11 protein-coding genes are annotated in these 13,473 nt (G+C 50.8%); 1 reads left to right on the top strand and 10 read right to left on the bottom strand.

Features of this window, described 5'->3' with window-relative positions:
- Nucleotides 1-168 precede the first annotated feature (168 nt).
- From V5P19_RS16160 to V5P19_RS16130, 7 genes are all read right to left on the bottom strand, one after another.
- Nucleotides 169-927 (bottom strand): amino acid ABC transporter ATP-binding protein, encoded by a 759-nt coding sequence (locus V5P19_RS16160; RefSeq protein WP_334405034.1) that lies wholly within the window; start codon nucleotides 925-927, stop codon nucleotides 169-171.
- A gap of 7 nt (nucleotides 928-934) precedes the next feature.
- Nucleotides 935-2,038: an amino acid ABC transporter permease gene (locus tag V5P19_RS16155; protein WP_334405050.1), complete on the bottom strand. Its 1,104-nt coding sequence runs from the start codon at nucleotides 2,036-2,038 to the stop codon at nucleotides 935-937.
- Nucleotides 2,039-2,047: 9 nt separating this feature from the next.
- Complete coding sequence (locus V5P19_RS16150; RefSeq protein WP_334405032.1) at nucleotides 2,048-3,229, bottom strand: amino acid ABC transporter permease; 1,182 nt, start codon at nucleotides 3,227-3,229, stop codon at nucleotides 2,048-2,050.
- A gap of 66 nt (nucleotides 3,230-3,295) precedes the next feature.
- Entirely contained in the window at nucleotides 3,296-4,321 is a 1,026-nt protein-coding gene (locus V5P19_RS16145) for an amino acid ABC transporter substrate-binding protein (RefSeq protein WP_334405030.1), read from the bottom strand.
- Nucleotides 4,322-4,795: 474 nt separating this feature from the next.
- A complete protein-coding gene (locus V5P19_RS16140; RefSeq protein WP_008502867.1) occupies nucleotides 4,796-5,017 on the bottom strand; it encodes a lipoprotein in 222 nt (73 codons plus the stop codon).
- A gap of 302 nt (nucleotides 5,018-5,319) precedes the next feature.
- Complete coding sequence (locus tag V5P19_RS16135; protein ID WP_334405028.1) at nucleotides 5,320-8,433, bottom strand: efflux RND transporter permease subunit; 3,114 nt, start codon at nucleotides 8,431-8,433, stop codon at nucleotides 5,320-5,322.
- A gap of 11 nt (nucleotides 8,434-8,444) precedes the next feature.
- A complete protein-coding gene (locus V5P19_RS16130; RefSeq protein ID WP_334405026.1) occupies nucleotides 8,445-9,584 on the bottom strand; it encodes an efflux RND transporter periplasmic adaptor subunit in 1,140 nt (379 codons plus the stop codon).
- 380 nt (nucleotides 9,585-9,964) lie between these two features.
- Between V5P19_RS16130 and envR the strand changes: the two genes are divergently transcribed.
- Entirely contained in the window at nucleotides 9,965-10,681 is a 717-nt protein-coding gene (gene envR, locus V5P19_RS16125) for an acrEF/envCD operon transcriptional regulator (RefSeq protein WP_334405024.1), read from the top strand.
- On the opposite strand, the gene V5P19_RS16120 is transcribed toward envR, so the two are convergent.
- The 3 genes from V5P19_RS16120 to fis form a co-directional block, all read right to left on the bottom strand.
- On the bottom strand, nucleotides 10,597-12,678 hold the full coding sequence (locus tag V5P19_RS16120; protein WP_334405022.1) for an EAL domain-containing protein: 2,082 nt from the start codon (nucleotides 12,676-12,678) through the stop codon (nucleotides 10,597-10,599). The two genes, envR and V5P19_RS16120, sit on opposite strands and share 85 nt — an antisense overlap.
- Before the next feature lie 139 nt (nucleotides 12,679-12,817).
- Nucleotides 12,818-12,982, bottom strand: coding sequence for a DUF2556 family protein (locus tag V5P19_RS16115; protein WP_253381575.1), 165 nt, complete (start codon nucleotides 12,980-12,982; stop codon nucleotides 12,818-12,820).
- A gap of 179 nt (nucleotides 12,983-13,161) precedes the next feature.
- Entirely contained in the window at nucleotides 13,162-13,458 is a 297-nt protein-coding gene (gene fis / locus V5P19_RS16110; RefSeq protein ID WP_000462905.1) for a DNA-binding transcriptional regulator Fis, read from the bottom strand.
- Nucleotides 13,459-13,473: the final 15 nt, after the last annotated feature.

Here is a 13,473-nt window from a genome sequence, read left to right as displayed (position 1 = left end):
GAAACGCCGTAGCGCCGATGGTAGTGTGGGGTCTCCCCATGTGAGAGTAGGGAACTGCCAGGCATCAAACAAGTGAAAAGGCCATCCGCAAGGATGGCCTTTTTGCGTTTAAAATACTGTAAAATACGCTTGCCCGGTAAGCGTAGCTACACCGGGCAAGGCAAACAACTAGTGAATCACCTGTGACAGGAAGGCCCGAGTACGTTCAGACTTCGGATGAGCAAAGAACTCATTTGGTGGTGCCTCTTCGACTATCTCGCCACGATCCATAAAGATCACTCTGTCGGCCACCGTTCGGGCAAAGCCCATTTCATGCGTCACACACAGCATGGTCATCCCTGACTGCGCCAGCCCAATCATGGTATCCAGCACTTCTTTCACCATTTCCGGATCCAGTGCGGATGTCGGTTCATCAAACAGCATTATTTTAGGCTTCATACACAGAGAACGAGCGATGGCCACACGCTGCTGTTGGCCACCCGATATTTGCCCCGGAAATTTATTGGCATGTTCGGCAATACGCACGCGTTCCAGATAGTGCATCGCCAGTGCCTCAGCTTCTTTTTTTGGCATCTTCCGCACCCAAATTGGTGCCAGGGTACAGTTCTGCAGAACGGTGAGGTGCGGGAACAGATTAAAGTGCTGAAATACCATCCCCACTTCCTGACGGACGCGTTCGACATTACGGATGTCTTCATTCAGTTCGATACCATCGACAACGATGCGCCCTTGCTGATGTTCTTCCAGGTGGTTAATACAGCGAATGGTCGTCGATTTTCCCGATCCTGAGGGGCCGCAAAGTACGATGCGTTCGCCCTGTTTTACCTTGAGATTGATGTCTTTCAGGACGTGAAACTGTCCATACCATTTATTAACGTTTTCCAGCGTAATCATCGCGTCGGCAGGTGTCATAGTAATCTGGCTCATAATTTCCTCAGTGCGGTGTACGCCCGGTGTTAAAGCGCTTTTCCAGATGCTGGCTATAGCGCGACATGCTAAAACAGAAGATCCAGTAGATCAGGGCAGCAAAAACATATCCCTCAGTGGACATACCCAACCAGACAGGGTCAACGGTCGCTTGTTGCACGCTGCTAAAGAGATCGAATAAGCCGATGATGATCACCAGGCTCGTATCTTTAAACAGGGCAATGATCGTATTAACCAAGCCGGGAATAACCAGTTTGAGTGCCTGAGGGAGTATTACCAGCCCCTGCGTTTTCCAGTAACCGAGTGCCAGTGATTCAGCTGCTTCATACTGGCCCTTAGGCAATGCCTGCAGTCCACCTCGCACTACCTCAGCAACGTAGGCAGACTGGAAAAGAATCACCCCGACCAGAGCACGAATCAGTTTGTCTATTGTTGTGCCTTCAGCCATGAAAAGCGGCAGCATGACTGAAGACATAAAAAGTACGGTGATAAGGGGTACGCCACGCCAGAATTCAATAAAGATGACGGAAAGCACGCGTACGACCGGCATTTTTGAACGCCGTCCCAGTGCAAGTAAAATTCCCCACGGTAAAGCGCCGGCTATCCCCACAGAAGCAATGATCAGCGTAAGCGTCAGCCCGCCCCACTGGCGGGTTTCAACACGCTCCAATCCCAGAAAACCTCCGTACAGCAGCATCCACACGACAATGGGATACACCACCGCCCAGCAGATAATGTAACGACCGCGATGAGGAAGCTTTTTCCAGAACATAATGGCGATGGATAACAGGCCTATAACCAGTGCCAAATTAATCCGCCAGCGTTGTTCATGTGGGTACAACCCATACATGAACTGACCAAAGCGCTCATGGATAAATACCCAGCATGCACCTGCTTTCGTACAGTCAGCGCGAGTGGAGCCTAACCAGTTAGCCTGAAAAAAAGCCCAGTTGAGCAGTGGCGGGATCAGCTCCCACATGAGCCACAGGCAAACAATGGTCAGCAGGCTATTACTCCAGCTGGAAAACAGATTCTTACGCGCCCAGTTAATATAACGTCCACCGATTGGTCTCGATGGACGCGAAGAGTGCGACAACATCGCTTTTGTCATCATAGATCCTTAGCGCTCCACCAGTGCGATACGACGATTATAGAGGTTCATCAGCAATGAGATGGCCAGGCTGATGATCAGATAGACAGACATGGTGATAGCAATGGTTTCAATGGCTTGGCCGGTCTGGTTAAGTACCGTTCCTGCGAACAGTGACACCATATCCGGGTAGCCAATGGCTGCGGCCAGCGATGAGTTTTTGACGATATTCAGGTATTGACTGGTCAGCGGTGGGATGATGACCCGCAATGCCTGCGGGATAATGACCTGACGAAGCGTTACTGTATTGGGCAAACCAAGCGAGCGCGCAGCTTCATGCTGCCCATAAGGAACAGCCTGGATGCCCGAACGGATGATTTCCGCAATAAATGCAGAGGTATAAATAGAAAGTGCCAGCGTCAGAGAGGCCAGTTCCGGAATTAATACCATGCCACCCTGGAAGTTAAAACCGCGCAGATGTGGAATATCCCAGTGCATCGCTGCACCAAAAAGCCCATGTGCAGCTAAGGGCAGGCCGATAATAAGAACTGCAGCTGTGGGCCAGGTCCTACGAAGCTGACCGGTTTTAATCTGATGCTTGCGGTTATAACGGAACAGTCCTGCGGAGACGACCAGTGCCACGGTAATCGCGACGATGAAGGCATACACTCCTTCGGCAGCCTGAGGCGAAGGAATATATAACCCGCGGTTACTCAGGAATAAAAGATCGAATGCGTCGACGGCCTGGCGGGGACCTGGCAGATTACGCAACACGGCAAAATACCAGAAAAAGATCTGCAGTAGCGGTGGAATATTACGGAATGTCTCGATGTAAATTGTCGATAATTTCCGCAACAGCCAGTTTTCAGACAGCCTCGCGAGGCCGAGGAAAAAGCCCAGAATGGACGCGAAAACAATACACAGCGCTGAGACCAGCAGTGTATTCAGTAAACCAACCACAAACACGCGTCCATACGTGTCACCTTCCTGATAATCGATAAGATGCTGAACAATGCCAAAACCCGCGCTGCGATCCAGAAAGGCAAAGCCTGAGGTGATGCCGCGATTATTCAGGTTAGTCACCGTGTTATGAATTAAATAAACGGCGACGAACACAACGACGACGATAGCAATAATCTGGAATAGCCAGGCGCGAACCGCGGGATGAGAAAAGGATAGCGATCCTTTTACGGGGGAGCGGCGATGGGACATAAAAAACCTCGGTAACCATGACTCTGGGCTGGGCACTGCATAGGCAGTGCCCGTTACAGCAAATACTTAGCGCACTGGCGGAGCGTACTGAATGCCGCCATTATTCCAGAGGTTGTTCTGGCCGCGTTTGATCTTCAGCGGACTTTCCGAGCCCACGTTGCGTTCAAAGATCTCACCGTAGTTACCCACCTGTTTGACGATGTTGTAAGCCCATTTATTGTCCAGCTTCAGATCTTTACCGAAATCGCCTTCTTTGCCCAGCAGGTGTGCCATGTCAGGCGTGGACGGATTAGCGGCTTTTTCATCGACGTTCTTAGAATTGATCCCCATCTCTTCAGCATTCAGCATGGCGAACAGCGTCCAGCGAACAATGGAGAACCAGTCTTCATCGCCACGACGAACCACTGGGCCAAGGGGTTCTTTAGAGATCACTTCAGGCAGAACGATCCATTCAGCCGGTTTACTCAGCTTGATACGCAGGGCATAGAGCTGCGATTGATCGGATGCCAGCGTATCGCAACGGCCAGATTCCAGCGCTTTGGCAGATTCATCAGAACGATCAAAGGTCACCGGGGTGTACTTCATGTTATTCGCTTTAAAGTAATCCGCGACGTTAAGTTCGGTATCTGTACCGGCCTGAATACACACCGTCGCACCGTCCAGCTCTTTAGCGCTTTTCAGGCCAGCTTTATTGTGGGTAAGGAATCCAATACCGTCGTAATAAGTGACGCCGGTAAATGACATTCCCATTCCCGCATCGCGAGAAGAGGTCCAGGTGGTGTTACGGGAGAGCATATCCACTTCGCCAGATTGCAGCGCGGTGAAGCGCTCTTTCGCCGTCAGTGGGGTATATTTTACTTTACTGTCATCACCGAATACGGCTGCGGCAACGCCACGGCAGACATCCACATCAATACCGGTAAATTTGCCGTTAGCATCGGCATAAGAGAAGCCAGGCAAACCGTCACTGATACCGCACTGCACAAAACCTTTCTTTTTAACGGCATCCAGCGTCGTACCTGCGTGGGCCTGACCGGTTACAGCAAACAGCACGCCCGCGGCGGCCAGGCTGGCTATCATCGTCTTTTTCATAATGCATCCTGTGTGGCGAAATTTATCGTTATTGAGGCGTTTTAAAACGCTTTTACCTGTCTGTGGCATTGGCCATCGTTTATAAAGCAAACGTGATGCCAGGTTTTGCGCTCATCAAAATAAGAGAGAAGTGAACGCATAATGCTGAGTGTAGACAGGGTTAAATAAATCGAATGCCCTGAAACGGTGCGAAATTCCAACCTACGCCACAAATCAGAGCAAAAGTTTGATCTCCTGTAGAAAGAACTGCAGGTAATTACCGACGTGAATATTGGCAGGGTATTAAATGGAATTAATCGGTGAAAATCATCACGGTGTAATATGAAATTTAAAGAAAGAGGCGCGAAAAAGATGACGGGAATCCAGGTTTAATTTATCCCTATGGGAAAGAGAACGGGCATTTTTTACTTTGATGAAAAACTGCACTATGGATAAGCAAAAGCGCGGACAACGCCGCGCTTTCAAAGAGAATGTTTACTTAGTCAGAGCAACGATACCCAGCGTCAAACCAGCCACTGCGGCTGCACCGCCTGCGATTGCACCGGCAGTTTCCCAGTTATCCTGAGTTGTACCTTTCATACAGGTATTCGTGTGCACCAATCGGCCCTGATCGTCGTATACCGGTACACATGGAGAGTCGTGCGCGCATCCAGCAAGCAGCGCAGCGAGTAGTGCAACGGAAATGAATCTTTTCATGATGTTACCTCAGTATTAATTCTCATCCGTTATAAAGCCAGGAGGGCTATTAACGAACTGGAGGCTATTTTACCACCGGTATAAGCCTGCGTAGCATGGGGAATAATCTCAATTTATGTTGATTGTAAAAATCATGGAGAAAAGACCGTCATGCAGATGAATTAGTGGAGGAAATGTGAAGTTATCATTACGCTTATTTTTACTTAAGGTAAATATACTATTAGTAGACTGAATATAATAGCAGGCTAATTAGCTGTTTATATGAAATAAAAAAGGCACCAGCGGTGCCTTTTAGGTATCCATTAATCCTTATGGTTTGTAAACCGTCGCCGGACTACCACAAAGAAAACGGGCACGAAGAAGATAGCCAGAAGGGTTGCGGACAGCATACCGCCCATCACGCCCGTACCTACGGCATTCTGTGCACCGCTCCCGGCGCCACTGCTAATCACCAGAGGCATAACGCCGAGAATAAAGGCCAGGGACGTCATCAATATGGGGCGAAGACGCATTCGCGAGGCTTCCAGTGTGGCTTCAATAATCCCTTTGCCTTCTTTCTCCATGAGATCTTTAGCAAATTCAACGATCAGAATGGCGTTCTTGGCTGATAAACCGATCGTGGTTAGCAGGCCGACCTGAAAATAAACGTCATTGTTTAATCCCCGTAAAGATGCAGCGAGAAGCGCGCCAATTACCCCCAACGGGACAACCAGCATCACAGAGAAGGGTATAGACCAGCTTTCATAGAGTGCAGCCAGACACAGGAAGACCACAATCAACGAGATAGCGTACAGCGCAGGCGCCTGGTTACCGGAAAGCCGTCCCTGGTAAGACATACCCGTCCAGTCATAACCGATGCCGGAAGGCAGTTTGGCTGCCAGGCTCTCCATCATGACCATTGCCTCTCCGGTACTTTTACCTGATGCGGATTCGCCGAGGATCTCCATGGACGGCATCCCGTTGTAGCGCTCAAGGCGAGGTGAGCCGTACACCCAATGTGCGCTGCTAAAGGATGAGAAAGGAACCATTTCACCATTTGCGCTGCGCACGTAGAGGTTGTTGATGTCGTCTGGCAACATACGGAAGCGGGCATCAGCTTGCACATACACCTTCTTCACACGGCCATGATCGATAAAGTCATTCACATACGTGCCCCCGAGCGCCGTCGAGATCGTCTGATTGATATCAGAGACGCTAATGCCCAGCGCCTGCGCCTTCTCTTGATCGACATCCAGTTTGAACTGAGGGGTATCTTCCAGACCGTTTGGACGCACGCGCACCAGAAGGTCTGGATGCTCTTTCACCATACCGAGCAATGTATTACGCGCCTCAGTTAGCTGCGTATGTCCGAGGTTTGCCTGATCAATCAGCTGAAAGTCGAAGCCCGTCGCGGTACCTAGTTCGATAATCGCGGGGAGATTAAACGGGAACACGAGTCCGTCTTTAATCTGACTGAACGCTTTCGTCGCACGACTCACAATTGCTCCCACGCCATTTTCTTTGCCCGAGCGCTCTTCCCAGGGCTTCAGGCTAACGAAGGCGATGCCGGCATTCTGACCCTGACCGCTAAAGCTAAAACCGTTAACGGTAAAGACGGATTCAACATTGGCTTTTTCTGTCGTCAGGTAGTAGTCCTGTACCTGATCGAGGACTTGCTGTGTCCTCGCCTGTGTAGCACCTGCCGGGAGTTGAACCATTGTCATAAACACCCCCTGATCCTCTTCAGGCAGGAAGGAGGTCGGCAGGCGCAGGAACAGCACCGCCATTCCGCCGACGATGATGACGTACACCACCAGATAACGGCCGGTTTTGCGTAAAATACCGCTCACGCTGTTGCTGTAATGCTCCACGCTCTTGTCAAAGAGCGCGTTAAACCAGCCGAAAAAGCCACCTTTTTTCACATGATGCTTGTTGGAAACCGGCTTGAGCAATGTTGCGCAAAGCGCAGGGGTGAGGATCAGCGCAACCAGCACGGACAGCGCCATTGCCGACACGATGGTCAGCGAAAACTGGCGATAAATTGCGCCTGTCGAGCCACCAAAAAAGGCCATCGGAATAAAGACCGCTGAGAGCACCATGGCGATACCCACCAGTGCGCCCTGGATCTGTTCCATCGATTTCTGTGTTGCTTCTTTTGGCGGGAGTTTGTCTTCGACCATGACGCGTTCGACGTTCTCGACCACCACAATGGCATCATCGACTAACAAACCTATTGCCAGCACCATCCCGAACATCGTCAGGGTATTGATGGAGAAGCCAAATGCCGACAGCACGGCGAAGGTCCCCAGCAGAACGACCGGTACTGCGATAGTAGGAATGAGCGTTGCACGCAGGTTTTGTAGGAACAGATACATGACGAGGAAGACGAGAATGATCGCCTCAAACAGGGTTTTTACTACCTCATGGATCGAAATCTTCACGAAAGGCGTGGTGTCATACGGATAGACCACCTTAAGCCCCTGAGGGAAGAATTGCTGCAGTTGCGCCAGTTTGCTCTTGATGGCGGCAGCCGTATCTAGCGCGTTTGCACCCGTTGCCAGCTTAATCCCCAGACCGGTTGCCGCCTGTCCGTTGATTTTTGTGACCATATTGTAGTTTTCGCCACCCAGCTCAATGCGCGCTACGTCCTTAAAATGCACCGTGGAGCCGTCCTGGTTCACCTTCAGCGTCACGCGGCCAAATTCCTCCGGCGATTTCAGGCGGGTCTGCGCAATGATGGATGCGTTTAGCTGTTGACCAGGAACAGATGGCGTTCCTCCGAGCTGACCTGCGGCAATTTGATCGTTTTGCGTTTTTAACTGGTTGATAATATCCAGAGGCGTCAGCTGGTATTTATTCATCGCATTGCTGTCGAGCCAGATGCGCATCGCATACTGGGCGCCAAATAGCTGAACATCACCCACACCTGTCGTTCGGCTAATCGCATCTTTCACATTAGACGCCACGTAGTCAGAGATATCGTCCTGCGTGAGATTTTTATTGTCCGAAACGAAGCCGGCAACCAGCAAAAAGCTGCTACTGGATTTCTCTACGCCGATCCCCTGTTGCTGGACTTCTTGCGGTAGCAACGGCATAGCGAGCTGAAGTTTGTTCTGAACCTGAACCTGCGCAATGTCCGGGTCTGTGCCTGACTGGAAGGTCAACGTGATGGTGACGTTGCCCGCGGAATCGCTGGTGGATGACATATACATCAGGTTATCGATGCCGTTCATGTTCTGTTCGATAACCTGCGTCACGGTATCCTGCACCGTCTGAGCATCAGCACCTGGATAAGTGGCGGTTATGGCAACGGCGGGCGGCGCAATGGTCGGATACTGCGCAACAGGCAGTTTGAGAATAGCCAGCCCGCCCGCAATCATCAGAATAATGGCGAGTACCCAGGCGAAAACCGGCCTTTGTATAAAGAAGTTAGCCATGTTGTGGACCCTTAACTGACTGGAGCATTGGCGGTATCTGGTGTGGCCACGACGGTGGCGCCAGCTTTGACTTTTTGTAAGCCGCTGACGATCACGCGATCACCGTTTTTTAGACCTTCCGTCACCAGCCAGCGATCGCCGATAGCCTGAGGTGCAACGACCGTACGCAATTCAACCTGGTTTTTATCATTAACAACCAGGACGGTTGCATCACCGCGTGGCGTACGGGTTACGCCCTGCTGCGGAATAAGAATGGCATCCGGCTGTGTCCCTTCATCAATGCGCGCGCGCACGAACATGCCCGGCAGCAGCAGATGTTGAGGATTGGGGAAAATCGCGCGCAGGGTAATAGAGCCGGTACTTTCGTCGACCGTCACATCAGAAAACTGCAGCGTGCCTTTCAGCGGATAAGGCTGACCGTTTTCCATCAACAGTTCGACCGTGCTGGTGGAGTCGCCCTTTTGCAGGCTGGTTTGCTTAAGACGCATGAAATCATTGCTGGACTGCGTGACATCGACATACATCGGATCGAGCTGCTGTACCGTGGCCAACGCGGTAGCTTGCCCGTTCGTGACGAGTGCCCCCTCGGTCACGCTCGATTTACCGATACGCCCTTCAACAGGGGACGTTACTTTCGTGTACGCAAGGTTGATTCGCGCGCTTTCAACACCCGCTTTCGCAGCAACAACGCTGGCGTCCGCTTGTTGGGCCGTTGCTACGGCCTGGTCATACTCCTGTTTACTCACATACTGTGTGCCGACCAGCGGGACGTAACGTTTCACCGTCAGATGCGCAATATTGGCTGCGGCCTCCGCTTTCAACAGCTCGGCTTTAGCGTTGTCATACGCCGCCTGATACGTTGCGGGATCGATCTGATAAAGAAAATCTCCCGCTTTCACATCGCTGCCTTCCGTGAAGTTACGGCGCAGGATGATGCCGCTTACCTGAGGACGGACCTCCGCAACGCGAAAAGCGTCTGTTCGACCAGGAAGCTCAGTGGTCACCGCCAGGGGGGCACTTTTCACAATATGCACGCTGACCTGAGGGGCTTGCGGATGTTGTTGCTGATTTTCCCGCCCATCGCATCCGGTGAGCAGTGCGGCGCAGACAATAAAACCGGCTAAGGGTAAGCGTCTGAAATGATTCGTCATTACTGTTCCTTTAAATACCCATTAACCGATATTTTCCGTGCATCGGTGACAAGGGCAGGGGGCAAAACAAATGTAGCTGCATATAATAATGAGGGTATTTAATGTTTTTTAATTTATAAGTGCGAATAAAAGGAGTGAAAGTGAAAATAAGTGGCTGTTTCGATGAGTTCAACGGTATACGCCTGGCGATCTTATTCAGTAACTTAAATTGGGTTAGCGTCTTTCATATGTTTAGTGAATTTAATTGCGGATATATATTTGGCTTAATTATAGATCAAGCCAATTGACTTTTTTTGTGCAAAAGTAAAACGGTTTTTAGTGAATACTCAGGTTTTATCGTTTGATACAGCATTAACCTTGTGAGTGATGAGCAGTAGTCTATGGCACGTAAAAAGAAAGAAGAGGCTCAAAAAACCCGACAGCAGCTGATTGAGGCTGCCATCACGGCGTTTGCTAGGCGCGGTGTAGCGAACACCACACTTACGGATATCGCTGATGCAGCAAAGGTCACGCGAGGGGCTATCTACTGGCATTTCTCCAGTAAAGTAGAAATATTTAATGCTATCTGGGAGGCGCAATTGCCACTACGTGACATTATTCACGACAAGCTTTTGCTTGCCGAAAATGATGATCCTTTGTTAATGCTTCGTGAGCAATTTATAACTGCATTGCAGTATATTGCACGAGAGCCCCGTCAGTGCGCGCTTTTACAAATCTTGTATCATAAGTGTGAATTTAATAATGACATAATTACAGAATGTGAAATTAGAAAACGCATTGGTTTTAACTATGAACATCTGCGAGCGATGCTGGAGAAATGTATTTCGAGGAACGTCATTTCGTCGCAGATCAATGTTGAACTCACTTTGATTGTATTTCATGGTTTTTTTAGCGGGATTATTAAAAACTGGTTAATGAATAGCGACAGTTTTAATCTTTATCATCAGGCACCCGCGCTGGTCGATAACATTCTGGTGACACTCCCCGTAATACGAGTATCGCCTCATGATGATTATGCACCGGCGCCAGGTAACATCTCCCCCTGCGCGCAAAGTGCCTCAATGGTCTGCGCACTGACCGGTTTACCCAGCAGATAACCCTGGAGCGTATTACAGCCCAATGCGGTTAAAAAGGTTTGCTGCGCTTCGGTCTCCACGCCTTCAGCTACCACCTTCAGATTGAGCGTTTTTGCCAGCGCTACAATGGCTGAGACAATGGTGGCGTCTTCAGTTTCTCCGCTCAGTTCCTGCACAAAAGCACGATCGATTTTCAGCTCGCAAGCCGGCAAGCGTTTGAGATAAAGCAGGCTTGAATACCCGGTCCCAAAATCATCAATGGAGGCTTTCACTCCGGCATTCGTAAGCTCGGTGAGTACTCGCACGCTTTCGTCGGGATTACTCATGGCCGTGGTTTCAGTGACTTCAAGGATCAACATTTCTGGTGGTAGGTTGTGGCGTGCCAGGCAGTCAAGCACCGTCTTAACCAGGGACGGTTGTTCAAACTGCAGCGTTGACAGGTTTACCGCCATCGACCAGTCCTGATGTCCTTTCTGGTGCCATTCATGCAACTGACGGCAGGCTTCGTTGATGACCCAGTTGCCAATCGGAACGATCAGCCCCGTTTTCTCTGCCAGCGGCAGGAACAGGTCTGGCGTCAGCAGTCCCTGCTTCGGATGCTGCCAGCGCAGCAGTGCCTCGAACCCAAGAACGGGGCCTGCTGGCGCGTGGAATTTTGGCTGATAGTGCAGACGTAATTCATCACGTTCTATTGCCTGCCACAGATCGTTCATCAGCTGGAGATGGGTTTGCGCCAGGGTATTCATGGAGGGCTGGAAAAAGTGATAGCCGTTACGGCCCATATGTTTCGTATGGTACATCGCCGCATCAGCATTAAACATCAGCTCGCGATCGGTTTTACCGTCGTGCGGATACAGCGCGATACCAATACTGAGCGTCACCATCAGCTCATACGGATCAAGGTTAAATGGGCTATCAATGGCGCGAACGAGCGCGTTAGCCAGGGACGCCGCATCGTCCGGACCTTCTCCCTCCGCCAGCAGAACAAACTCGTCGCCACCGATGCGTGCAAGGGTAAATTGCCCCTTCAACGGGAGCAGTAAACGCTGTGTGACGGCAACCAACAGCTTGTCACCGACATCGTGACCGTAGGCATCATTGACGGCTTTGAATCCGTCGAGATCCATGAACATCAAGGCAAAATGCGTACCTTCACGGTCAGCTTTGCTGATGGCCTGATCCAGGCGGTCTTCAAGCAGGATGCGGTTGGGCAGGCGCGTGAGGGTATCATGCAGCGCAAGCTGAGCCAGTTCCCGGTTCGCTTCTGCCAGAGAGGAAGCAAGCAGCGACGTGCGAGCCTGAAGGCGGGCATCCAGCATTGATACCAGCAGTGAAATCCCCAGGATGGAAAGCGCGACAACGCTCACCAGCACGGCCAGCCAGCTGCTATTAATGCCGTGATGATGGGCCATCGTCGACATCGGGAACTGGGCGGCTTTCATACCGGCATAGTGCATTCCAGCAATCGCCACTCCCATGGTGATGGCGGCGCCCAGGCGCATCAGCGCAACTTGGGCTGCTTCGTGCCGCAGGCGGAACGTCAGCCACAAGGCGGTGAGCGAGGCGGCCAGCGCAATGACCACTGAAATGGCTACCCATGTTTTATCCCAGATAATGCCGGGCGTGACTTCAAGCGCTGCCATGCCGGTGTAATGCATGGCAACAATGCCGCTACCCATAACCAACGCGCCGGGCAGCAGGCGGCGCAAGCGTAACTGTTCGCAGCTGACAAGCCAGAGCGCAAACATAGACGAGCCAATGGCGATAACCATTGATATCACCGTCAGCGCGGCGTTATAGCTCATGCTCATGGAGAGATCCATCGCAAGCATGCCGATAAAGTGCATGGCCCACACGCCAATACCCATCGCAACGCCGCCGCCAGCAAGCCAGACACGCGCAGTCATCCCCTGACTCCCTGCAACGCGCGCGGCCATATTCAGCGCCGTATAAGCGGCAAGGATGGCAACAATAAAGGAGATGACGACGAGGATTTGGTTGTATTGGCTAACCAGCATGATCTGTTTAACTCGAGTGTGAGGTTCTGCAAGAGCGGTTGGGAAGGGCGAGACATTATCACCGTACGGAAATGACGAAAAGGGATTTAAACCCCTGTTTTTAATAGGTGATAGCGGATGTTTCCCGGACGTTAGTCGCTTATTCGAGCGCTGAGCAATTGACTAATTTTAGCGGATTAACGGAGTTCATGTTGCGACACTTGTCGGTTTCGGTGCTCATCAGTTCAATCCACTGCATCAGCAGTGCATCAAAAATGAAAACTGAGATAGCAAAGACTACCAGCCACCAGTATTTACGAATCATTGTGTCATTCCGGGAGAAGAGAGCCAGTAAAGTGGTGGAAATATACACGAAATGGAGCGCTTTAAAAGCGGGAAAAGAGAAGGTTTACAAAGCGTTGACGGTTGCAGACGCGGGCAATAAAAAAGGCGCTTCCCCATGCCGGTTAGCGCCTTTTTAAACAAGCATTTAGCTAATCGAAATTAGTTCATGCCGTATTTTTTCAATTTCTTACGCAGAGTACCACGGTTGATACCCATCATCAGCGCAGCGCGGGTTTGGTTACCGCGGGTGTATTGCATCACCATGTCCAACAGTGGCTGTTCAACTTCAGCCAATACCAGCTCATACAGGTCATTAACATCCTGACCGTTCAGTTGAGCAAAATAGTTCTTCAGTGCCTGTTTAACCGAGTCACGCAGGGGCTTTTGAGTTACCTGATCCTGAGAGTTAACGGTAGAAACGGTCAGTACGTCAGAATTTACGCGTTGTTCGAACATAGTTCTGTCAGCTCT

This window comes from Enterobacter sp. UNJFSC 003 (assembly GCF_036903355.1).
Classification (GTDB): Bacteria; Pseudomonadota; Gammaproteobacteria; order Enterobacterales; family Enterobacteriaceae; genus Enterobacter.
Note: the sequence above shows the minus strand (reverse complement) of the source record. Positions and strands in the feature narration are given on the sequence as shown.

Coding starts and splice junctions, on each gene's coding strand:
- V5P19_RS16160 (WP_334405034.1), bottom strand. CDS start 927: ATGAGCCAGATTACTATGACACCTGCCGACGCGATGATTACGCTGGAA.
- V5P19_RS16130 (WP_334405026.1), bottom strand. CDS start 9,584: ATGACGAATCATTTCAGACGCTTACCCTTAGCCGGTTTTATTGTCTGC.
- V5P19_RS16140 (WP_008502867.1), bottom strand. CDS start 5,017: ATGAAAAGATTCATTTCCGTTGCACTACTCGCTGCGCTGCTTGCTGGA.
- V5P19_RS16120 (WP_334405022.1), bottom strand. CDS start 12,678: ATGCTGGTTAGCCAATACAACCAAATCCTCGTCGTCATCTCCTTTATT.
- V5P19_RS16115 (WP_253381575.1), bottom strand. CDS start 12,982: ATGATTCGTAAATACTGGTGGCTGGTAGTCTTTGCTATCTCAGTTTTC.
- V5P19_RS16155 (WP_334405050.1), bottom strand. CDS start 2,038: ATGACAAAAGCGATGTTGTCGCACTCTTCGCGTCCATCGAGACCAATC.
- envR (WP_334405024.1), top strand. CDS start 9,965: ATGGCACGTAAAAAGAAAGAAGAGGCTCAAAAAACCCGACAGCAGCTG.
- fis (WP_000462905.1), bottom strand. CDS start 13,458: ATGTTCGAACAACGCGTAAATTCTGACGTACTGACCGTTTCTACCGTT.
- V5P19_RS16135 (WP_334405028.1), bottom strand. CDS start 8,433: ATGGCTAACTTCTTTATACAAAGGCCGGTTTTCGCCTGGGTACTCGCC.
- V5P19_RS16145 (WP_334405030.1), bottom strand. CDS start 4,321: ATGAAAAAGACGATGATAGCCAGCCTGGCCGCCGCGGGCGTGCTGTTT.
- V5P19_RS16150 (WP_334405032.1), bottom strand. CDS start 3,229: ATGTCCCATCGCCGCTCCCCCGTAAAAGGATCGCTATCCTTTTCTCAT.